Source organism: Ghiorsea bivora (assembly GCF_000744415.1).
Classification (GTDB): Bacteria; Pseudomonadota; Zetaproteobacteria; order Mariprofundales; family Mariprofundaceae; genus Ghiorsea; species Ghiorsea bivora.
This window is the reverse complement of the sequence record NZ_JQLW01000006.1, coordinates 113,362-135,101: the sequence shown is the minus strand read 5'-3', so window position 1 is coordinate 135,101 and position 21,740 is coordinate 113,362. Positions and strand designations below refer to the sequence as shown.

The following is a 21,740-nucleotide window of genomic DNA, read 5'->3' as shown; positions in this document are numbered from 1 at the left end:
CGTTTTTTAAGCTGTTGACCATTATGTTTATCATACCATCATAGCATCAACTTTAATTTTAAGGATGTTTGTATGCCGCATTTGGTTTTAATTGATGGTCCCAACTATGTTTTTCGTGCGTTTCATGCGGTGAAACATAATTTAAGCAATTCTAAGGGGCAGCCGACCAATGCGGTGTTTGGTTATGTGCAAATGGTGCGTAGCATCCTTAAAGACTTAAGCCCTACCCATGTTGCTGTGGTGTTTGACCCTAAGGGCGGCACATTTCGTAATGATATGTATAAAGAATACAAAGCCCATCGCCCGCCTATGCCCGAAGACTTGGCAGCCCAATGGAACTATATTTATGAAGTGACCGATGCCTTTAATTTTGCGCGTATTTGTGTGCAGAATTATGAAGCGGATGATGTGATTGCGACATTGGCAAGGCAAGCAGAAGCCAAAGGCTGGGACGTGACCATTGTATCCACAGATAAAGATTTGATGCAATTGGTGGGTGATAAGATTTGGATGTTAGACACCATGCGCCGCAAAGAATATGGCATCGATGAAGTGAAAGAAAAGTGGGGTGTTGAACCTGCCAAAGTGCAAGACCTTTTGGCGCTTGCAGGGGACTCGGCGGATAATATCCCTGGTGTGCCAGGTATTGGCCCGAAAACAGCACTTGAGCTGATTAATACCTATGGCGATTTGGAAGGCATTTTAAGCCATGCCCATGAAATCAAACAAAATAAACGCAGGGAAAACCTGATTGAATTTGCTGATGATGCACGATTATCGTATGACCTTGTGGCATTGGATGAACAAACACCATTGCCATTAACACTTGATGATTTGAAGGTGCAAAAACCCAACCGTGAAGCGTTGGTGAAAGTGTTTGCTGAGCTGGAATTTAGGCGTTTAACGGCTGAGTTTTTGGATGGTGATGAAGTGGTGACACCATCGGTTATTGCCTCACCTGATAGTGAACACAATGAAGTCGAAGAAGTCTTTGCCGAGCAAAAACCTTTAACAACGATTATTGTGGACGATAAAGCCAAACTGGCTGACTTGGTGAATGTGTTAAATGCGGCTGACCTGATTGCTGTGGATACGGAGACCACATCCTTAAATATCCATGATGCGGATTTGGTGGGTTTATCGTTTTCTGTGAAGGCAGGTGTGGGTTATTATGTGCCGGTTGCGCATCGTGGCATGGATTTATTGAGTGAAGCACCCAAACAGTTGGACAAAAAAAGCGTATTTTCGGCTTTGAAACCTATCTTGGAAGATAAAAACAAAGCCAAATGTTTGCAGAACAATAAATATGATAAACAAATTTTACGCAATGAGGGTATTACACTTCAAGGTGTGAAGTTTGATACGATGTTGATGGCGTATGTTTTGGAAGCTGGGCAAGCCGTAAACATGGATAAACTTGCGCTTAAATATTTGGGGCATGAATGTGTTTCTTTTGAATCTATTGCGGGCAAAGGCGTTAAACAAATCACCTTTGATTTGATTGGCATTGAAGAAGCAGCGAAATATGCGGCGGAAGATGCGGAAGTTACACTCCGACTTTGTCATAAATTCCAAGATAAGTTGGGTGAACATATCAAACGCCATGATGATATTGAGCTTCCCTTATCTTTTGTGCTTGCAGATATGGAGTGGGATGGTGCATACATTGATGTGGCGCAATTGCACACGCTTTCGACCAAGTTTGGTGAGCGTATTGATGCGTTGCAGACCAAGATTTTTGCAGCAGCAGGGCAAGAGTTTAATATCCAATCACCCAAGCAGTTGGGTGTGTTGTTATTTGAAACCTTGGGTATTGAGGGTGGCAAAAAAACCAAATCTGGGCAATGGGCAACTGGGCAAGAAGTGTTGGAAAAGTTGGCTGCTGAACACGAAGTGCCGCGTTTGATTTTAGAAGTGCGTAGTTTGTCCAAACTAAAATCGACATACACCGATGCTTTGCAGAAGATGATTAATAAAAAAACAGGGCGTGTTCACACATCTTACAACCAAGCGGTGACAACTACTGGTCGTTTGTCATCAACCAACCCAAACTTACAAAATATCCCGATTCGCTCTGAAGAAGGGCGTGAAATTCGCAAAGCCTTTGTTGCAGAAGCAGGGAACCAATTGATAGCGGCCGATTATTCACAAATTGAACTGCGTTTGATGGCGCACTTTTCGGGTGATGCCAATTTAAAACAAGCATTTGCCGATGGTTTGGATATTCATGCGGCAACGGCAGCTTCGGTGAATCAAATTCCTTTAGAAGAAGTCACGGGAGAACAACGAAGGCAAGCCAAAGCAGTCAACTTCGGTATTTTGTATGGCATGAGTGCATTTGGTTTGGCAAAACAACTGGGCGTGAGCCGAGGTGATGCCAAGGCGTTTATTGAAGCTTATTTTGCCCAATATCCCACCGTGCAAACCTTTATGGACAGCACTTTGGAAAAAGCGCGTGTCCAGGGGTATGTAGAAACGCTGTTGGGGCATAGAGTGCAAGTGCCAGACATCAATAGCAGCAACGGCATGCAAAAAGCTTATGCTGAGCGCACAGCGATTAATGCGCCACTTCAAGGTTCGGCAGCAGATATTATTAAGGTTGCTATGATTCAACTGCAAATGAAGTTAAATGAATTGTTTCCTCAGGCACGTTTGATTATGCAAGTGCATGATGAATTGATTGTGGAATGTAGTGAAACTGATGTTGAGCAGGTATCAGCTTTGATAAAAGAGGTGATGGAAGCTGCTGTTACACTTGATGTTCCATTGATTGCCGACATTGGTATTGGCACTAGCTGGTTTGAATCTCATCAACTATAGTAAAAGCGTAGATTGAGTTTTAAATCATAGAGGAATTATGAAATTACTTTCCATCCTTGGGGAACACCTCAAACATGGACATAAAGAGCAGGTATACCACCGAACACTAACCCAAGTCATGTTGGGGCTTGCTATCGTTATATTGGGCGTATTCTTTGTTGTGCACCTTTTGTTGGCTGAGTATGTGATGGCAGTGATTCAAGGCTGTTTGGCTATTTTATATGCTATCGCATATTTTGATGTTTTTCATGTAAAAAACCAACGGTTCAAAGAAATAGCCGTGGTGGTGGGCACATGTTTGCTTTTTTGGTTTTTTCTTATTGATGGTGGTATTGCAAACACAGCTATTTATTGGATTCCATTTTTCCCATTTATGATATTTGCTGTTGCTGGTATTTATCGTGGTTTATGGTGGATTGCATTGTTTTTGTGTGGTGCAGTTGCTATAGAATTTTTGGATTATATGGATGTTTTACATACACCGTATACGGCAGAAGAAGTGATTATCTTTTTCGTAGCCTTTGTCTTTTATGTTATGGTTGGTTTGGTTTTTGAGATTTTGCGCAGTGTGCAGCAAAAACAGTTGGAAGAAAAAAATACAAGTTTATTGGCTGTACGAGAAAAGCTTAGTCATACTTTAGAACATTTAGAACAAGAAATTCAAAGTAGAACGGTTGAGCTTAAAGAAAGTAATCAAAAATTAGCGCAAGAAGTAGAGCAACACCAGAAAACAGATCATAGCTTACGTGAGGCAGAGCAGAAGTTTTTTCAAGCACAAAAAATGGAAGCGTTGGGCACATTGGTTGGTGGTTTGGCGCATGATTTTAGTAATGTGATGTCGGGCATTAGTGCGAATCTATTTTTGATTCAACGTGAAATTAAGGGGAACTCCTTAGTGCAAGATAAACTGGATGATGTAGAAAAGCTGGTGTTTCATGCATCAGATATGAGCAAACAACTTCTAACCTTTGCGCGCAAAGATGATGTGGAAAAGAAAACATTTGATATGGCTTCATTTATCAATGAAGCATTAAAGTTGGGTGTGATTTCCTTGTCTTCAAGAATTAAGGTTGCAAAGGATTTAACAAAGTCACCGCTACTTATTTGCGGTAGTGCAACCCAGTTGCAACAAGTTTTATTAAACTTGCTGAATAATGCTAAAGATGCTTTATCCACCATTCAAGAACCAGAGATTAGAGTGACACTCAAACCTTTAGATCAAGCAACGCATTTACGTGAGAAACACCCTGATTTAGAAGGTAAGTGGTTGTATTTATGTTTTTGTGATAATGGCGAGGGCATATCACAACAAAATCTGGTGCATATTTTCGAACCATTTTTCACGACAAAAGAACAAGGTAAGGGGACAGGTTTAGGTTTGGCTATGTGTTATGGTGCGATTAAGTCGCATGGGGGCATGATTGAGGTGGAAAGTGCTCCTAAACACGGCACATCTTTTCATATCTATTTGCCTTTAGAATTGAGCGCTCAGGAGCGGCAAAAACAAGATGTACATTTTCAAGGTTTAGTGGGTAATGGGGAAACGATACTCATTGTTGATGATGACAAAGCCTTACGCTTGGCACACCAAAGCGCGTTGGAAAACTTGAATTATAAGGTTCTTTTGGCTGAAGATGGGCTTGAGGCGATTAAGATTTATGCACAAAAGAAAGCGCAAATTGATTTGGTCATGATGGATAGTGTGATGCCTAATATGGACGGTGTGAAAGCAGCACAGCATATTTTAATGATGGATAAACAAGCCAAAATATTCTTCGCCACAGCTTATGAAAAGAATAGTACAACAGAGCGTAGGTTAACCCAAGATGCAAAAGAACTTGATTCGATACGTCGCTTGCAAAAGCCTTTCACTATTGAGCAGTTATGCCAGGTCATTCGTGAGGAACTGGAGTAAATATTGATTTTCTTGACCTAATATGTGTTTGCTTCATTGTTTCGCCGAAGTGGATTGGTTTTAATATCATCATGATTGCATTTGGGTAAGGAGGGGTAATGAAATATTTTGCATACGCGAAGTTTTTTGCTTTTATGTTATTGTTTTTGTTGATCTCTTGTGCGGATAAACCATCAGAACTACTGAAAGTTGGTGTGAACCAGTGGCCAGGTTATGAGCCTATGTTTTTAGCCAGAGACCTAGGTTATTTGCCTAAGCATAAGGTGAAGTTGGTGGAGCTACCTTCCAGTACCGAATCGATTACTTTACTTCGTGGGGGGCGTTTAGATGCTGCTGCATTGACGCTGGATGAAGCTCTAAGTGTGATGGACATGGGCACTGAGCTGACTATTGTGTTGGTGTTTGATTTTTCAAATGGCGCAGATGTTTTACTTGCCAAACCTTCCTTAAAAACACTAGCGGATATTCGAAACCACCGTGTTGGTGTGGAGAGTACGGGAGTTGGCGCATTATTGTTTTATGCTGCTTTAAACCATGCTGGTCTTGAGAGTGATGATGTTCAAGTGGTGTATGTGCCAGCAGATGAGCACGAAGAAGCATATACCAGTGGTAAGGTTGATGCGGTGGTGACGTTTGAACCTATAGAAAGTAGGTTGAAACAACATGGAGCACATGTTTTGTTTGATAGTCGCGTGGTTCCAGATTTAATTGTTGATGTGTTGGCAGTGCGCACCGAACAACTAGAGAAACAACGTGAGAATATTTTCCAGTTGGTACAAGCTTATGCTAAGGCGCGAGCATACATGGAACAACATGCGGAAAAGAGTGTAAACCTTATGGCACCGCGCTTACACATTACAACCCATGCATTACAACAAACATACCAAGATTTAATTTTGCCGAGTGTAAGCGAAAATATTGCTTATTTTTCAGGCTCACCATCCAAGTTTGAGCGTCATACCCGCGAGGTATATGATTTGATGCGAAACCGAGGGATGATTAAACATCAGTTTTCCGTTTCTCATATCCAAGATAAAACTTTTGTGACGCATGTGAAGCTATGATATTGCAAAGATTTAGTTTAGGGCAGGTTGTTTCTTTTCTATTTGTTCTTTTTGTTTTTCCAGTAGGTTGGTTTGTGATTTCATCTATATATGTGGGTGCTCAACAGCAGTTGGCAGACATGAACTTACGTTTGTTTCAAGAGCAACTTTCCAACCTATCTTTACAGGTTGTGCGAGATTTACGGCAAGGCGAAGTTCAATCTGCACAGCGTTTTGTGTCAGTGGCTGCTGCCAGTGATACTATAGAGCACCTTAGTGTGGTGGATAAGTCAGGGAAAATCATCAACGCTACACATTATACATGGTTGGGTAAGCAGGCAAAAGATGTCATTCCAGACCTCAATAACCTGCATTTTACGACTGCCTTAAAGAACCATCATATACTGTCTGATGTCAATACAGAAAATGCTGAAGGGTATATTTATTATCCCATTGATATGTCGGCATCTTTCCAAGCGCAAGACCTTGGTCAAGGGTTGATGATTGGTAAATTTACTTTTAAGAAACAGGCGATGATTTTGCAGCGTGAGCAACAGCAACAATTGATGTATTTTGCTGGATTGCTTGTGTTGGTTGCATTGTTATTCTTTATGTTTATGAGAAAGGCAGTTACTCAGCCTTTAGCAGCCAGCATGCGGTTTATTCAAGGTGTTGAGCAGGGTAAAGGCACGACCACATTGAAGGTTCAGGGCACAAAAGAGGTGGCACACTTGGCAGAGTCTCTGTCATCCATGCATGCTGCACTTCGCAAGTCGCAAACTAGTCTTACGCAAACCAATATATTATTGAATAATATCTTAGAATCGGTGCCCGACCTTGTGTTTTTAAAGGATACAGAGGGTGTATACCTTGGTTGTAATCATGCATTTTGTACTTTGGTAGGCAAAGCTTCGGAAGCTGATGTTGTGGGCTGTACTGATTTTGACTTCTTTGAACCAGCACAAGCCAAACAGTTTGCCGAGCACGATAAACGTATATTTACACAAGGTGAGAGTTTAAGAAGTGAGACTTGGGTAGCTTATCCTGATGGGCGTAAAGGGTTGTTTGATACTTTAAAGTCCCCCTATCGTAATGCACAAGGGGAATTGCTTGGTTTGATTGGAATTTCACGTGATGTTACGGATATTAAAGATTTAGAAGCACAATTTCATCAAGCACAAAAAATGGAAGCTATTGGTACTTTGGTGGGCGGTATCGCCCATGACTTTAATAATATTTTAGCTGCTATGACAGGTAATATGTATTTGGCAAAAAGGAGTATGTTGCAGGGGGATGTAGCTGCGGCGGTTGCGAAAGTTGAGCGTATAGAAGGGTTAAGTGATAAGGCAGCGACCATGATTGCGCAGTTATTAAGCTTTTCACGCAAAGGTGTGATGCAAAAGGAAAAACTTTCCATGCAGGCATTTGTGCAAGAGTCATTGCAATTGGCGAAAGTCACGATTCCTGAGAATGTTCATGTAAAGCATAACATTGAAGATGAATCCATGATGGTTTACGCAGATTCTAGCCAACTTCAGCAGGTGCTGATGAACTTGTTAAACAATGCCCGAGATGCAGTGGAAGATATGCCTGAACCAACGATTTCCGTAACACTTCATACTTATATACCAAGCGAAAATTTTAAGCAAAAACATGGGTTTACTGATATCGATAGATTGGTACATCTGTGTGTGCAAGATAATGGTTGTGGCATTGCCGAGGAAGATGTGAAGTATATTTTTGATCCGTTTTTTACAACCAAAGATGTTGATAAGGGTACGGGGCTGGGTTTGTCTATGGTGTATGGTGCAATCCTTAGCCATCATGGTGTTGTTGAGGTGGAAAGCCAGCCAGGTGAAGGGGCTTCTTTTCATGTCTATTTACCTACCATCAAATCCGACCAAGATAAAAAGCGTATACAGCCGAGAATACAAATGACGGAGGCCAATGGTGAAGTTATTTTGTTGGCAGATGATGAAGTCGAGGTACGCCAAGCTATGGCAGAGGTTTTAGAAACAATGGGTTATAGGGTTTATCAGGCCAGTGATGGTGAGCAAGCATTCGTTATATTTAAAGAGCATTACAAGGATATTGCTTTGGTTATGGTTGATGTTGTGATGCCTAAATTGGGTGGTGTTCAGCTTGTGCAAGTTTTGCGGGATATAAAATCACAAGTTCCTGTAATTCTGATGACGGGTTATGATAAAAATAATGTGCTAAAAATAGGCAGCATACCCACACAAAGTCAAATTTTAACCAAACCTATACATTTTGATGTTTTACAAGATGCTATTTATCAACTATTACATAGGGCTTCGTGATAGTGTGTTGTTTGTAAGCGTGTTTCGGTTTTATAAGATGATTGTTTAGCAACGTTAAACTTGTACGTGATACAAGATTTGTTATGCTATTTGACAGATGTTTGGTATATGACGGGCTGTTGTTAGATTTGTTTTTTTAGAGTAACTGCTTAACGTTTAAATATGAAAGGCATGCAGTACAGTAATAATTTTTGGGGTATAGAATGAGAAAAATAGTTTTTCCAGCAGCGGGAATGGGTACACGTTTCCTGCCTGCAACCAAGGCAACACCTAAAGAAATGTTGACGGTGGTGGATAAACCCATGATTCAATATGGTGTTGAAGAGGCATTGGCTGCAGGTTTGGATGATATTATTATGATTACTGGGCGGGGGAAACATGCCATTGAAGATCATTTTGATATTTCTGCAGAATTAGAAGCGAATCTTCATGCATCGGGTAAAGATGAGTTGTACCGAGAAGTTTCTCGTGTTGCACAGATGGCGACGATTGCATATATCAGACAAAAGGTTGCCAAAGGTTTGGGGCATGCTGTGTTGTGTGCCGAACCTTGGGTGGGTGATGAAGTTTTTGGTGTTTCTTTGGCGGATGAGTTGATGATTTCACAAGTTCCAGTGATGCGGCAGCTGCGTCAAGCACATGAAAAGACGGGTTTTTCCGTGGTGGCAATGGCGCGTGTGCCCAAGGCAGAAGTATCTAGGTATGGTATTGCGCAAGTTGAAGCGGAAGAAAATGGTTTGTACCGACTACAGGGTTTGGTTGAAAAACCTGCGGTTGAGGATGCCCCATCAGACTTGGCTATGATTGGACGTTATGTGTTTACACCACGCTTGTTTGACTTCTTAAAGCAGGGTGAAGTTGGTGTGGGTGGCGAATTGCAACTCACGGATGCTATGGATGCTTTGGCAAAAGTTGAACCTGTTTATGGTTTGGTGGTTGAGGCAGAACGTTTTGACGCGGGTAATCCCTTGGGTTTCCTTATTGCCAACCTTAGTCTTGGTTTAAGACACCCCAAATATGGTAAGTTGTTTAAAGACTATATTCAGACCTTAGATATTTAAGTCGCACCTGCTTCATGTTTGTGTGGTGTCTGAAATTGTCAGTGCGCTGACGAAACTTCATGTTATCTTGCCCCTCAAATTGTAAAACAATGCTGGGGCAAGTATGCAAATCATTGAAACTATAGCACAAGAACTGGGTGTTCAGCCCAAACAAGTGAAAGCGGCAGTCTCTTTATTGGATGAAGGCGCGACCGTACCGTTTATTGCACGATACCGTAAAGAAATGACGGGCAATTTGGATGATATTCAACTGCGTGCTTTGGAAAAACGTTTGGGGCAATTGCGTGAATTTTCGGCGCGACAGCAAAGCATTCTTAAAAGTATAGAAAAACAAGGTTTATTAACCCCACAGTTGCAAAATAAGATTTTGACAGCCGTATCTTTAACACAGTTGGAAGACCTATATTTACCTTATAAACCCAAGCGTCGCAGCAAAGCTAGCGTGGCAAAAGAAGCAGGGTTAGAGCCTTTAGCGACGCTTTTGTTATCCAATCAAGACCAACAACCTAAGCAGCATGCTTTGGGTTTTGTGAATCCTGAGCTTGGTATTGAAGGCATTGATGATGCTTTACAAGGTGCGCAAGACATTCTTATTGAGCAGTTTAGTGAAGATGCCGTGTTATTGGGTAAGTTGCGCAGACATTTGCAGAAAAGTGCTGTGATGTGTAGTCGCGTGGTGAAAAAGAAACAAGAAGAAGCCGTGAAGTTTACCGATTACTTCAATTATACAGAACTATACAAAAAGATACCCTCACATCGGGCATTGGCGTTGTTCCGTGGGCAGCAAGAAGGTTTTTTACGTTTAAAATTACTGGCGAATATGGAAGAAGATGCAAGTGTGTATGTTGGGATGCTGTGTACACATTTTAAATTTCGTCAAGGTGCTGCAGCCTATCGCTTTTTACAAGACACGGCGAATTTGGCTTGGCAAAAGATACTTAAACGTTTTCAAACTGACTTCTTTAAAGATTTACGCCAACGTGCAGAAGAAGAGGCAATTAAAGTATTTGGTGAGAATATTCGCGACTTATTGCTTGCCGCACCTGCTGGGCAAAAGGCTGTGCTGGGCTTAGATCCTGGTATTCGTACGGGTGTGAAAGTTGCTGTGATAGATCAGCATGGGAAATTACTTGAAACTGCCGTGATTTATCCGCATCAGCCGAAAAACCGCTGGCAAGAGTCGCTTGCCGCATTGGCAGTGTTGGTGGATAAACATAAACCAGAACTTGTTGCTATTGGGAATGGTACAGGCTCACGTGAGACGGAGAAATTGGTTGCAGAACTGATGGAAACATATCCGCAGTTTAAATTAACTTCAGTGATTGTTTCCGAGGCTGGGGCATCGGTTTATTCGGCTTCTGAGCTTGCATCCAAAGAGTTTCCTGATGTTGATGTTTCTTTGCGTGGAGCCGTTTCGATTGCTCGCCGCTTGCAGGATCCGCTTGCAGAATTGGTGAAAATTGAGCCTAAGGCTATTGGGGTGGGGCAGTATCAACATGATATTGATCAGGTAAGCTTGAACGAGGCTTTGACCAGTGTGGTTGAAGACTGTGTGAATGCGGTGGGGGTAAACTTAAATACGGCATCGGTTGAGTTGATTGCTTATGTTGCAGGTTTAAATCGAAACGTAGCAGCGGCAATTGTAGAGCAGCGTGATGCCAAAGGTGCATTTAGCAATCGCAATGAATTGTTATCTATTAAAGGTTTGGGTGAAAAAACATTTGAGCAAGCGGCTGGTTTTTTGCGGATTCTAAACGGTGATAATCCGCTAGATGCCTCAGCGGTACACCCTGAAGCTTATGCTTTGGTGGAGCGTGTGTTGCAGCAGCTATCATTGGATTTACATGAGGCTGTGGGCAAAGAAGGTTTAAGTAAGGCTGTGGATATTCAAACCTTGGCACAAGGCAACTTTGGCGAGCAGACCGTGCGTGATGTATTGGCTGAGCTAGAAAAACCAGGTCGTGATCCGCGCCCAAGTTTTAAAACAGCAAAATTTAAGTCAGGTGTGAATGATATTCGTGACCTACGTGTAGGTATGCAGCTTGAAGGTGTAGTCAGTAATGTTACGAATTTTGGTGCATTTGTTGATATTGGTGTGCATCAAGATGGTTTGATTCATATTTCTGCTTTGGCCGATCAGTTTGTTGATGATCCACGTAAGTTGGTGAAAACAGGGCAGGTCGTTACTGTTAAAGTGAGTGAAGTGGACATGAAGCGGCGGCGTATTTCATTAAGTATGCGCTCGGATGGGAAAGCAACGGGTGAAGTGGTTAGAAAAGATAAAAAACCGCAACGAAAACAAGAGTCTAGTGTGAGCAAACAAGTGCAACAGAAATTAAAACAAAAATCACGGGTTAAAGGTTCACAAGGACGTGGAAAACCACAGGCAGACAATGCTTTTGCAGCAGCCTTTGCCAAGGCATTAGAAAAATAATAGGAAATTGAAGGAAGCGCTGATTTATTTAGTGCTTCCGTGCAGATCATGGATGGTCTGCCAAATAAATAGCGTAAGCGATTGATTTGTAAGAGAAAGGAAAACCACGCTTTTCTTTTCTCGTCCTGATGTTTGGCAGGATGCCAATAAATCAGCATTATCTTAATGAGACTTTGCTTTGCTTGCCTTAGGCTTGCGAACGTGTAAGTTTGCAGAAATGAAAAAATGAAGGGGCAGGTATTATGTTTGGTTTAGGAACAACGGAATTAATCTTAATATTGGTAATCGTCATGGTATTATTTGGCGCGAAAAAATTACCAGCTTTGGGCGAAGGGCTTGCTAAAGGTATTAAGAGCTTTAGAACCAATATTTCTATCGATGAAAAAGATAAAGATGATGATAAAACCATTGATGTAGAAGTATCTTCTACTGAAAAACAAAAGGATAAAAAATCATCGTAAAATGTTATACTTATTTGTCGGAGCAATAAAACATGCCTGATATTGGGATGATTGAACTCATCCTTATAGGTATTGTTGGTTTTTTGGTGCTTGGACCAGAACGTTTACCATCTTTTTTGGCACAAATTGCTAAAGTCGTGCGAGAAGGTCGATTGTGGTTGAACAGTCTTAAAATGCAACTTGACCAAGAAAAGCAACAGCTTACGAAACCTGTGCAGCAGATAAAAGAAGAAGTGGAAACACATATGCAAGCGGCAACTTCGGATATGTCGCAAGTTAAAGCAGAAGTAGAAGCGGCTACGCAATCAGTAACAGATGATTCTAAACAAGAGAAGAAAGATACGTGACTGAGCAAGCAGTAGATGCAACACCATTGATGACACATCTTAAAGAGCTGAAAAAACGATTGATGATTGCTATTTTAGCTTATGTTTTTGGTGTCTTGGTATTGATGAATTTTTCAGACATTGTGTTTGAATTTATTTCAGCGCCCATTCGTGCAGCATTACCACCGGGTACACCTTTGGTATTTTTAAATGCGCCCGATGTGTTTTTTACGTATTTGAAAATTGCTTTGGTATTAAGTTTATTTGTCACTGCCCCGATTACATTTTATCAGCTGTGGGCATTTGTAGCCCCTGGTTTATATAAAAATGAGCGACGGGCTTTTCTTGGTTATTTTGTATCTAGCTTGTTCTTAATGATTGCAGGGGCAACTTTTTCTTTTTATGTAGTTTTCCCACTTATTTTTAAGTTTTTCCTTGGTTTTTCTACAGATTTAATTCAGGCAATGCCTGCGATTAAAGAGTATTTAACTTTGGTATTGAAGCTGTTGTTTGCTTTTGGCATGAGCTTTCAAATTCCAATCATTATTATGTTATTGGTGCGCATGGACTTGGTGGGGACACAAGCCCTTAAAGACAAAAGACGTTATGTGATTGTTTGGGCATTTATTTTTGCGGCTATTCTTACGCCACCTGATATTATTTCGCAAACCTTATTGGCATTGCCCATGTTATTGCTTTATGAAGTAGGTATTGTGTTGTCTCATATGGCGGCAAAAAAAGCCAAAGAAGTTGAAGACAATAAAGAGCGTGAATTATGATTGTTCGTTTGGTTTTAGCCATTATTATGGTGATGCTTGTGTTACATTTATACAAACGTTTTTTCAAACAAAAGCCATGTGACACTTGTCATAAACGTATTGCCAATGAAGCTGTGGTTTGCCACCATTGCAATACGATTCAACAAATACAGCAAGACTGAGTGTTGACCTATAGTTTGTTCAGTGTTTCAATCACGACATGAATGCAGAGGAACAAAGTAAAAAAGTAGAAGAGCAGGTAGCTATACTGCTTGAGCACTTGGCAACGATTCGGCGTAATCATGAGCAAATTTTGGCGGAGAATCGTCGTTTGCGAGAAGTGGCACGTTTGGCAGAAGCAGAGTTGCGTAAACGTCGCGAACAAATTGAAAAGTTACAGTTAGAGCATCAAAACTTAGAAAACAAACGGTTGGAAGCCAAAGCACGTATTGAACATACGATTGAAAAACTTGATGTGTTAGCTGCTGAAAATGCAAGTAGGCAAACATGAGCGTTTTAGTATGAGTGAATCCGTAGAAATTAACCTTGCAGGTTTGAAACTTCATATTCATACCGATGATGACCCGAAAAAGGTAGAAGCTGCTGCTGCTTTGGTACAAGAGCAGTTTGATGCCTTAAAAAGCTCGGGTACAATTATCGATACCAGTAAAATTATGGCGTTGATTGCGCTGAATTTGGCAGATGATTTATTAAATCAAAAACAAGCTTCACCACAGGCATTAAACAAGCTGATATCCAAGCTTGACCAAGCGGTTGCACAAGCAGAGGGTTTAGCTAACGTGTCCCTGCGCTGATCGAGTCACAACATAGTTGCCTGAGCCTATGTGTTTCGATTGGGAGATTGCTATTGTTGTTGTGTGCGTCGTTCCTTGCGAAAGAACCTAATGCAACAATGCTTCGCCCCCCTCACTATGAGGGTTCGACAACTTCCTGATGATACGACAGCGCGGGGATGCTTTTTTATTTTATGCCTGATATGACGCAACAAAAACAAGAACTCCGCCAATATTTAAATAAGCAACGGCAGCAATTATCGCAAGCAGATAAACAATATTATTCTTGCCAAATTGTGCAGCACTTATTGCCTTATCTGCATTGCAAAGGTGTGCAACAATTGCTTGTATACAAAGCTTTACCTTTTGAGGTGGATACGGAGTCATTGTTAAACCTTACGGATATTGAATGTTTTGTACCGCGTATGTTGGCAGATACAGCCATGCAATGGGTAAAGGTTGATGAGCCCACATTATGGGTCAAAGGTTCTTTTGGGGTTTTAGAGCCTGAACAAGGTGAAATATGGAAGCCCAGTGCTAAGCGAAGTATGATTGTATGCCCTTTATTGGGCTTTGATAGGCAGGGTAATCGCTTGGGTATGGGTAAGGGTTACTTTGACCGTTGGTTAGCAGACTTTGCGCAATACCTTGATGAGCAAGTTGGTGTTGCTTTTTCATGCCAAGAGCTTCCCAATATTCCTGTTGAACAGCATGATGTGCCATTAACAACAATTATTACAGAGAAAGGAATCATTCATGTCCAATAGTTTAAACATTCTTATCATTGGTGATGTGCTTGGTAAAGCAGGGCGCAGAGCATTACGCGACCATTTGCCCAATTTATTGGATGAGCATCAAATTGATTTCTGTGTTGCCAATGGTGAAAACATTGCCGCAGGATTTGGTACAACGCTTAAACTTGCGGATGAGTTATTCGCTTTGGGTGTGGATGTGATTACCAATGGTAACCATTGCTGGGACCAGCGTAGTTTTTTAGAAGAAATTGAAGAAGATGATAGGTTTGTTCGCCCTGCCAACTTTTCTAAATATGCCCCAGGTAATGGTTGGACGGTGCAAGAAACCCGTGATGGGCATAAAGTTGTAGTGATGAATTTGATAGGACAAGTATTTATGGGCACTTGGGATTGCCCCTTTGAAGCTGCGGATAAAGTACTGGAAGAAATTCCTGATGATGTAAATGCTATTTTGGTGGATTTTCATGCTGAAGTGACCAGTGAAAAGATGGGTATGGGTTGGTATCTCGATGGGCAAGTGAGTATGGTTTATGGTACGCATACCCATGTGCCAACTTGTGATGAAATTATTCACCCCAGTGGCACAGCTTTCCAATCCGATATTGGTATGACGGGGTCTTATAATTCTATTATTGGTATGAAAAAAGAAGGGGCGTTACGCCGCATGGTGAAGCGGTTACCGCAGCGATTTGAGGCTGTGGAGCGTGGTGCTACAATTTTTGCCACAAAAATTACAGTGGATGCGCAAACTCGGAAAACAACAAATATTCAAAGGATTTGTATTCGCCCTGAAGCGTAAGCTGATGAAAGACTTCTCTGTGTCACACTGGTATCATAGATGACATGAAATATGCCGCCCGTATGCAATGATAGGTGGTGATATGTATAAGTTATTGATGTTGGTTTCGTTTGTTATTGGCATGACAGTGATGCAGCTGTCTGCTGCAGATGCTGCGGTTGGCAGCAGTTTGGAAATGAATCCAAATTTAACATCACAAAGAATGCAAACATTACGTGTGATGATATCAAAGTTACGTGATTTGGTGTATAACTTGCGGGATATTAACCAGCTTGAAGAGATTGGTATGCCAAGACAGGACGTGCTTTTGATGAAAAATGCACTTCAGCAAAAAATTAATCAAACACAACAGGAAACTGTTGCTTTTATAAGAAGGCTTTGAGGATATTGTCCATGAATTTACGCACCGTAGTATCACTACATTTACCATATAAGCTTGTTATCTTATTATTTTCGCTTTGTAGTTTATATGCATTCATGCCAAGCCAAGTTTATGCGGACACGATTCGACAGGTAAACCTTGTTGCTTTTCAAAAGGACCATAAAAACGCCAATTTTGAAGGTCTATTTACGGGTTCTTTAAGTGCATTGATTTCATCTGTGGAAAAAGATGCACATGTCATGGTTGCATTGCGTACGCCCAAAGTGAAAGACAGGGATATTATTAATGTACAGTCCGATGTGTTGCGCATGACATCAGAAAATAAGCTAGCAAACAGTGGCTTGAATTGTCGTTTCTTTTTTAATGATGAATCGGATGAGGATTCATTGTTTTTTTCGATTAGTGGTGTTTGTGACGTGTTGGATTCGGATGCGGCGGGTACGCATAAAAAACAATTTTTAGTCAAACGCACGATGTTATCTGACCCGAGTAAAGTGTTTAATGTATGGACCAAATTTCATGAAGATAAAGATTTAGGTTTGGTTTTTTATGTGGATATTGATTGATATTGATAGATAAGGTGCTGGCATTCATAGCGCATCGAATCAATAAGGGTATAAATAAAAAAGGCAGCCTGAGCTGCCTTTTTTCTGTTTAAAAGTTACTTGTTGAGTAACGATGATGAAAGCTCAGGGCTTTCGGCGAAGGTTTTAAGTTTTTGTGCGCGTGATGGATGACGAAGTTTGCGTAATGCTTTGGCTTCAATTTGACGAATACGCTCACGCGTTACATTAAACTGTTTGCCCACTTCTTCTAAGGTATGGTCGGTATTCATACCAATACCAAAACGCATGCGAAGCACTTTTTGCTCACGGTCCGTTAGGTTTTCTAACACTTCGTGTGTGGACTCGCGTAATGCTTCAATGACAGCAGTATCCAGTGGGTTTTCAGCTTTGGTATCTTGCACAAAGTCACCCAAGCTGGTGTCATCATCATCACCAACGGGTGTATCCAGTGATACGGGTTCTTTTGCAACTTCAAGAATTTGCTCTACTTTTTCAATAGGCATTTCTAAGTGTTCTGCAAGTTCTTCAGGGCTTGGTTCACGACCTGTTTCTTGTGCCATTTGACGTGATATACGCATGATTTTATTGATGGTTTCAATCATGTGTACAGGAATACGAATAGTCCGGGCTTGGTCAGCAATGGAGCGAGTAATGGCTTGGCGAATCCACCATGTTGCATAGGTGGAGAATTTATAACCCCTGCGCCATTCAAATTTATCCACGGCTTTCATCAAACCGATATTACCTTCTTGAATCAAGTCTAAGAAACCCAAACCACGGTTGGTATATTTCTTAGCAATTGAAATCACCAAACGTAAGTTGGCTTCAATCATTTCACGTTTGGCTTGGCGCATTTTTGCTTCGCCCATGGTAAGTTTACGTGCCACATCTTTAAGCTCATAAACATCCATTTCTGTTTCTTGTTCAACACGTTTGAGGCGGCGTTGGTTTTCACGTATTTTATTTGCAGATAGTTCAAATGCTTCCACCCATCGTCCGTCAGGGTGTTGCTTTAACATATCATTGACCCATTTTTCATCGGTTAAACGGGTAGGGAATGTTTCTAAAAATAGTTTGCGTGGCATTTTCGCTTTAAGTGCTTGGTCACGAATCGCACGTTCGTATTTGCGAACACGGTCAATGGCACTTTTAAAACGACTGACAAGCATAACCAATTGTTTGGTTGAAAATGGAATGGTAACCAATTCAATCAACATGGCATTTAAAAGTTGTGATGCTTGCGCTGCCAATTTCTTGTCGCGTGGTTTACGTACACGTTCTTGGCGTATGCGTAAAAATTCTTCGTGCAATTCTTTTGCTTTTTCAAAGTGCTCTAATGCTTCTTCAAGCTGCTCTTCTTTGGTGATGACGGTTTCTTCCATAGGTGTGCCGTCAGGTGTCGCTGTGCGTGCTTTAATGGCAGCTGAAAGCTCTTCTGCATTCATCTTAGGTTTGGCATCAATGAGGTCATCATCGTCCATTTCGCTTTTGTTCATGCGGTTTTCATATTCAGCAATGGCTGCGGCATTCACCACTTTATCATCAATATCTAGGATATCTTTGAAATTTGGTTCTTCCTCAAGCTCGACGGCTTCATCACGAATTTCAATGACGCGCTCACCCAAACGCATGATTTCACGGAAGGTTGCAGGACAAAGGCAAATGGCCTCATGCACTTGCATACGTCCTTCTTCAATACGACGGGCAATTTCAATTTCACCTTCACGGGTTAAGAGTTCAACTGTACCCATTTCGCGTAAATACATACGCACAGGGTCGTCCACACGGATGACTGTACCTAATGTTGTAGTATCAGCGCGAAGTGCAGAGTCTTCTTTGCGTAAGCGGTCTTTACGCATGGCATATTCGCCTGTGGGTGCGCGTTGTGGGTCAACAACTTCAACACCCATTTCAGTAAAGAGGTTGATAATACCTTCAACTTGATCGGCATCGACCAAACCTTTGGGTAAATGACTGTTTAATTCGTCATAGGTAATAAAACCAGCTTCTTTACCCTTGGCCATTAATGTGCCAAGTTCTTTTACCTTTGATTGATCCAATTTACTCATGCTTTGTAGCCACCGTTTGCGGAAATTATTTTTTTATTTTAGTTGTTTAATCTTAGTTTGTTGGTTTCAAAGCTTTTAATTCTGCTTGCAGTGCTTTTAACTCTGCTTGCAGCTTGATTCGGACAGATAAGTTTTCTGTCTGGCTCAGCTGTGCTTTAAGGTATGCAAGATGCATATCCCTTAAAAGCATTTGAAACGCTTCATCTTCGACTTTTGGCAGGTTCACCCAGCGTGCTATATCTGTGTCGGGGAATTCCCGCATCAACTGTGCCGCTATATCAAATGTGGTGTTTTCATCATCGCCTGCCAACGAAAAGGCTCGGGTGTATATCGGGAATATCGGGTTGCTGTCAACAAAAAAATGAAAAGCATCTTCAGGTAAAAGTTGGAACCTACTAGGTTTTTGTAGTAATGCAGCCATAAATTGTTCATGTGTCATGGGTGTCACAGCAAGCCTAGGTGCCATTTTTCTTGTTGAAGTTTGCCTTGGTTTAGACATGTATTGCGTAGGTTTTGTTTGTTTTAACATCACTCCGCTAATGTTTTCGATTTCAACTTGCCACGCCTGACGTAGGTAGTCATCTTGCATTTTACTTAGCATTTGGTCTGCTTTTTTTGCCATACGAGCCCGACCTTCAGCGCCACTACCTGCAATATTTTTTAACCCTTGTATCCATGTGTTTAGCATGGGTTGTGCATCATGTTTTAGGCGTTTTTCAAAGGCATTCTTACCTTCTTTTTGGAGCAAGGTATCAGGGTCTTCGCCATCTGGTAAATAGAGGAATTTGGGTGCATGCTCTGTTTTTAAAATAGGCAACATGCGTTCGATGGCACGCCAAGCCGCTTGCCTACCTGCGCGGTCACCATCAAAACAAAACACAGGCTCTCCATGTAAACGTAGGATATGGGATAATTGTTGCTCTGTGATAGCTGTGCCTAAAGGTGCTAAGGCATAGGGTAAGTCAAAGGCTGCCATAGCCAATACATCCATATAACCTTCAACGACCACAAGCATTTTATGTTTGCGAATGGATTCGCGGTGTTCGGAATAGGCATAGAGTAAGTCGGATTTATGATAAAAATCTGTTTCAGGTGAGTTTAAATATTTTGGCTCGCCATCTCCCATAATACGCCCACCAAAACCGACCACTTGCCCGCGTTTATTACGGATAGGAAACATCACCCGCCCACGGAAGCGGTCGGCATAACCCCGCTCATTTTTCACCAGTAAACCAATGCTTTCTAATTGTTGTAAAGTATGTGTTTCAGAGCCAAAACAGCGCTGCATAAAACCATAACCTGCAGGTGCAAACCCCAACTGGTAGCGTTGAATAATGCTATCGGGAAGTTTGCGTTGGGCAAAGTATGCTTTGGCTTGTTTGCCTTCGTCTGCCTGTAGTGTGCGTGAAAAAACAGATGCAACTTGGTCAAGCAAATGATAGGCCTGTTTTTTGCGTGCCTCTTCTTTAGGGTTAACGGTACGAGCTTCAGGCATGGGCATGCCAGCTTTGTTGGCTAGGTATTCAACGGCTTCGGGGAAGGGGTAACCATCGTGTTCCATTAAAAAACGATAAGCATTTCCTCCCTTGCCGCAACCAAAACAGTAATACATTTGTTTATCAACAGATACAGAAAAAGAGGGGGTCTTTTCATGGTGAAAAGGACACAAACCAACCATATTATTCGAGCCTGATGGTTTTAGCTCAACATGGCGAGCAATCACCTCAACCAAGTCAGTACGAGAAATGAGTTCATCGAGGAATGAGGAAGAAAATTGTGCCATAGACCTATGTTATAGGGGGCTAGCTGACTGAATTCAACCCTTCTTGTTTATTTGTTATCTTAGCCATAGGTAAAGCTGTGGTTGTAACTTGGTTTCGACCATTGTTTTTAGCATGATAAAGGGCTTGGTCAGCGCGTTTTAACCAGTGGTTGATGGCTTCATCAAGCTGACGTTCTGCAACGCCGATACTCATGGTTATTTGAATCTCCCCATGTGGGCCTGAGAATGTTGTTGTTTCAATAGTTTTACGAATATTTTCTGCCAATTTGATGCCTTGTTTGGTTGTAGTGTTGGCCAAGATGATACAAAATTCTTCACCACCCAAGCGGGCAACCATATCTGTGCTGCGTACAGATTGTTTGAGTAAGTCTGCAACTTTAATCAATACTTCATCGCCAGCATCATGACCATGGGTATCGTTAATTTTTTTGAAGTGGTCAATATCAAGCATGAGAAATAAACTGGGTACGTCTTGGGGTAAGGTTTGAAAATACTCGCGTAGTTTTCTGCGGTTGGCTAAACCTGTAAGTGGGTCATTTCTCGCTTGTGCTTCAGCTTGTTTTAAGCGCTGGGATAAGGCATCCATTTGTTGGATTTGTGCAGACATGGTAGCTTTGACTTTATGGCTAGCGTTGCTGAGCTTTTTACTGGCTTGGCGAATATTTTGTGCGGCATGTTTGAGTAGGGCTTGGGCTTGGGCGGGGTCTTCGGGTAGCTTCTGCTCTAAAACTTGTTGGGCTTGTTTGAGCTCGGGTGATTCATCACCAATATCATGCAATACATGATCCATGGCTTTGACGGAATCTTTGAGTGCTGCTGTAACCGATGTGAAACCCAAACGAAGTTTCGCATGGTGTTGCAAATATTCTCTAAGGTATTGCTCAAATAGGTTTAAGTTTTGTTTGAGCTCAGCTGTATCTGGGTATGGTTTACCCAATAAATTGCAGCTTCGGCGTAGCATAAGTTGTACGCTAGGTAAATCTTGCTGCGCGGTTTTGATGAGTTGTTGCCGAGTTTTTAAATGTTGTTCAAGTTGTTGCCATGTTTGTGTGTCGGCGTGTTCATGTTGTAAATGTTTGAGTAAAACACCATGTTCGGCATCTACCAAAGGGGTTAACATCATGATGACTTTGGCATAAAGGGAAGGTTCGATGTGCGGCATGTGTTGCAAAGCTTCCAATAAGGAAAGCATGCGCCTGAGTAAACTGCGTAATTCGCCATTTTTTTCTTTGCTGGCAAGCAGGGTAGGGCGAATGGTGTCCAATCCATCCAGTAGTTCATCAATCATATGATCTTTTTCAGACAATGGGTACCTCGCATTGTGGCTGTTTATTGCTTGTGTTTTTATGGTGCGTTCCGCTGTGTGGGTCACCTAAATGATTTACCAGCAGGTATGATGCCAGTTTTTCATCATTGGAATAACACGCTTGATTTGCTGTGTTTTTTCTTCCAT

The 21,740-nt window shown here is 41.6% G+C and carries 19 protein-coding genes and 1 other RNA gene; 17 read left to right on the top strand and 3 right to left on the bottom strand.

The features are described from left to right. Nucleotides 1-72: 72 nt before the first annotated feature. From polA to DM09_RS03155, 17 genes are all read left to right on the top strand, one after another. Nucleotides 73-2,820, top strand: coding sequence for a DNA polymerase I (gene polA, locus DM09_RS03225; RefSeq protein ID WP_038247635.1), 2,748 nt, complete (start codon nucleotides 73-75; stop codon nucleotides 2,818-2,820). A gap of 37 nt (nucleotides 2,821-2,857) precedes the next feature. Further along, on the top strand, nucleotides 2,858-4,735 hold the full coding sequence (locus DM09_RS11015) for a hybrid sensor histidine kinase/response regulator (RefSeq protein ID WP_051938044.1): 1,878 nt from the start codon (nucleotides 2,858-2,860) through the stop codon (nucleotides 4,733-4,735). Nucleotides 4,736-4,833: 98 nt separating this feature from the next. Then, on the top strand, nucleotides 4,834-5,799 hold the full coding sequence (locus DM09_RS03215) for an ABC transporter substrate-binding protein (protein ID WP_051938042.1): 966 nt from the start codon (nucleotides 4,834-4,836) through the stop codon (nucleotides 5,797-5,799). 74 nt (nucleotides 5,800-5,873) lie between these two features. Next, nucleotides 5,874-8,099 carry a hybrid sensor histidine kinase/response regulator gene (locus DM09_RS11010; RefSeq protein ID WP_198401647.1) on the top strand — a complete coding sequence of 742 codons (2,226 nt, stop codon included), beginning with the start codon at nucleotides 5,874-5,876 and terminating at the stop codon, nucleotides 8,097-8,099. A gap of 203 nt (nucleotides 8,100-8,302) precedes the next feature. Continuing rightward, the gene (gene galU, locus DM09_RS03205; RefSeq protein ID WP_038247634.1) at nucleotides 8,303-9,160 is read left to right on the top strand and encodes a UTP--glucose-1-phosphate uridylyltransferase GalU; all 858 of its coding nucleotides are present in this window, start codon (nucleotides 8,303-8,305) and stop codon (nucleotides 9,158-9,160) included. A gap of 103 nt (nucleotides 9,161-9,263) precedes the next feature. Next, a complete protein-coding gene (locus DM09_RS03200; protein ID WP_038247633.1) occupies nucleotides 9,264-11,594 on the top strand; it encodes a Tex family protein in 2,331 nt (776 codons plus the stop codon). 242 nt (nucleotides 11,595-11,836) lie between these two features. Continuing rightward, entirely contained in the window at nucleotides 11,837-12,055 is a 219-nt protein-coding gene (gene tatA / locus DM09_RS03195; protein WP_038247632.1) for a twin-arginine translocase TatA/TatE family subunit, read from the top strand. A gap of 32 nt (nucleotides 12,056-12,087) precedes the next feature. After that, nucleotides 12,088-12,402, top strand: a complete 315-nt coding sequence (locus tag DM09_RS11005; RefSeq protein ID WP_051938038.1) for a hypothetical protein — start codon at nucleotides 12,088-12,090, stop codon at nucleotides 12,400-12,402. After that, complete coding sequence (gene tatC / locus DM09_RS03185) at nucleotides 12,399-13,160, top strand: twin-arginine translocase subunit TatC (RefSeq protein ID WP_232507734.1); 762 nt, start codon at nucleotides 12,399-12,401, stop codon at nucleotides 13,158-13,160. Before DM09_RS11005 ends, tatC begins: the two co-directional genes overlap by 4 nt. Further along, on the top strand, nucleotides 13,157-13,321 hold the full coding sequence (locus tag DM09_RS11530) for a hypothetical protein (protein WP_157753588.1): 165 nt from the start codon (nucleotides 13,157-13,159) through the stop codon (nucleotides 13,319-13,321). Before tatC ends, DM09_RS11530 begins: the two co-directional genes overlap by 4 nt. Nucleotides 13,322-13,359: 38 nt before the next feature. Then, on the top strand, nucleotides 13,360-13,650 hold the full coding sequence (locus tag DM09_RS03180) for a hypothetical protein (protein ID WP_038247631.1): 291 nt from the start codon (nucleotides 13,360-13,362) through the stop codon (nucleotides 13,648-13,650). Then, the gene (locus DM09_RS03175) at nucleotides 13,631-13,954 is read left to right on the top strand and encodes a cell division protein ZapA (RefSeq protein WP_051938037.1); all 324 of its coding nucleotides are present in this window, start codon (nucleotides 13,631-13,633) and stop codon (nucleotides 13,952-13,954) included. The genes DM09_RS03180 and DM09_RS03175 overlap by 20 nt, the downstream gene beginning before the upstream one ends. Continuing rightward, a non-coding RNA gene (gene ssrS, locus DM09_RS11315) (6S RNA) lies at nucleotides 13,940-14,117 on the top strand. The genes DM09_RS03175 and ssrS overlap by 15 nt, the downstream gene beginning before the upstream one ends. 10 nt (nucleotides 14,118-14,127) lie before the next feature. Continuing rightward, nucleotides 14,128-14,700: a 5-formyltetrahydrofolate cyclo-ligase gene (locus tag DM09_RS03170; RefSeq protein WP_157753587.1), complete on the top strand. Its 573-nt coding sequence runs from the start codon at nucleotides 14,128-14,130 to the stop codon at nucleotides 14,698-14,700. After that, nucleotides 14,690-15,487 carry a TIGR00282 family metallophosphoesterase gene (locus DM09_RS03165; RefSeq protein WP_038247630.1) on the top strand — a complete coding sequence of 266 codons (798 nt, stop codon included), beginning with the start codon at nucleotides 14,690-14,692 and terminating at the stop codon, nucleotides 15,485-15,487. The genes DM09_RS03170 and DM09_RS03165 overlap by 11 nt, the downstream gene beginning before the upstream one ends. A gap of 82 nt (nucleotides 15,488-15,569) precedes the next feature. Next, on the top strand, nucleotides 15,570-15,869 hold the full coding sequence (locus DM09_RS03160; protein ID WP_038247629.1) for a hypothetical protein: 300 nt from the start codon (nucleotides 15,570-15,572) through the stop codon (nucleotides 15,867-15,869). Between the two features lie 11 nt (nucleotides 15,870-15,880). After that, complete coding sequence (locus tag DM09_RS03155; protein ID WP_038247628.1) at nucleotides 15,881-16,435, top strand: hypothetical protein; 555 nt, start codon at nucleotides 15,881-15,883, stop codon at nucleotides 16,433-16,435. A 95-nt stretch (nucleotides 16,436-16,530) separates the two neighbouring features. Here DM09_RS03155 and rpoD read toward each other — a convergent pair whose 3' ends face one another. From rpoD to DM09_RS11000, 3 genes are all read right to left on the bottom strand, one after another. Continuing rightward, complete coding sequence (gene rpoD, locus DM09_RS03150; protein WP_232507746.1) at nucleotides 16,531-18,495, bottom strand: RNA polymerase sigma factor RpoD; 1,965 nt, start codon at nucleotides 18,493-18,495, stop codon at nucleotides 16,531-16,533. Between the two features lie 61 nt (nucleotides 18,496-18,556). Further along, a complete protein-coding gene (gene dnaG / locus DM09_RS03145) occupies nucleotides 18,557-20,287 on the bottom strand; it encodes a DNA primase (protein ID WP_038247626.1) in 1,731 nt (576 codons plus the stop codon). Nucleotides 20,288-20,306: 19 nt separating this feature from the next. Continuing rightward, nucleotides 20,307-21,593 (bottom strand): GGDEF domain-containing protein, encoded by a 1,287-nt coding sequence (locus DM09_RS11000; RefSeq protein WP_157753586.1) that lies wholly within the window; start codon nucleotides 21,591-21,593, stop codon nucleotides 20,307-20,309. Between the last annotated feature and the right edge of the window lie 147 nt (nucleotides 21,594-21,740).

What these genes read in the sequence shown, in the direction of transcription:
- DM09_RS11015 (WP_051938044.1), top strand. Translation starts at nt 2,858, where the DNA reads ATGAAATTACTTTCCATCCTTGGGGAACACCTCAAACATGGACATAAA.
- DM09_RS03200 (WP_038247633.1), top strand. Translation starts at nt 9,264, where the DNA reads ATGCAAATCATTGAAACTATAGCACAAGAACTGGGTGTTCAGCCCAAA.
- polA (WP_038247635.1), top strand. Translation starts at nt 73, where the DNA reads ATGCCGCATTTGGTTTTAATTGATGGTCCCAACTATGTTTTTCGTGCG.
- DM09_RS03170 (WP_157753587.1), top strand. Translation starts at nt 14,128, where the DNA reads ATGCCTGATATGACGCAACAAAAACAAGAACTCCGCCAATATTTAAAT.
- DM09_RS03160 (WP_038247629.1), top strand. Translation starts at nt 15,570, where the DNA reads ATGTATAAGTTATTGATGTTGGTTTCGTTTGTTATTGGCATGACAGTG.
- DM09_RS03180 (WP_038247631.1), top strand. Translation starts at nt 13,360, where the DNA reads ATGAATGCAGAGGAACAAAGTAAAAAAGTAGAAGAGCAGGTAGCTATA.
- DM09_RS11530 (WP_157753588.1), top strand. Translation starts at nt 13,157, where the DNA reads ATGATTGTTCGTTTGGTTTTAGCCATTATTATGGTGATGCTTGTGTTA.
- tatA (WP_038247632.1), top strand. Translation starts at nt 11,837, where the DNA reads ATGTTTGGTTTAGGAACAACGGAATTAATCTTAATATTGGTAATCGTC.
- DM09_RS03215 (WP_051938042.1), top strand. Translation starts at nt 4,834, where the DNA reads ATGAAATATTTTGCATACGCGAAGTTTTTTGCTTTTATGTTATTGTTT.
- galU (WP_038247634.1), top strand. Translation starts at nt 8,303, where the DNA reads ATGAGAAAAATAGTTTTTCCAGCAGCGGGAATGGGTACACGTTTCCTG.
- DM09_RS03165 (WP_038247630.1), top strand. Translation starts at nt 14,690, where the DNA reads ATGTCCAATAGTTTAAACATTCTTATCATTGGTGATGTGCTTGGTAAA.
- DM09_RS03155 (WP_038247628.1), top strand. Translation starts at nt 15,881, where the DNA reads ATGAATTTACGCACCGTAGTATCACTACATTTACCATATAAGCTTGTT.
- dnaG (WP_038247626.1), bottom strand. Translation starts at nt 20,287, where the DNA reads ATGGCACAATTTTCTTCCTCATTCCTCGATGAACTCATTTCTCGTACT.
- DM09_RS03175 (WP_051938037.1), top strand. Translation starts at nt 13,631, where the DNA reads ATGCAAGTAGGCAAACATGAGCGTTTTAGTATGAGTGAATCCGTAGAA.
- DM09_RS11005 (WP_051938038.1), top strand. Translation starts at nt 12,088, where the DNA reads ATGCCTGATATTGGGATGATTGAACTCATCCTTATAGGTATTGTTGGT.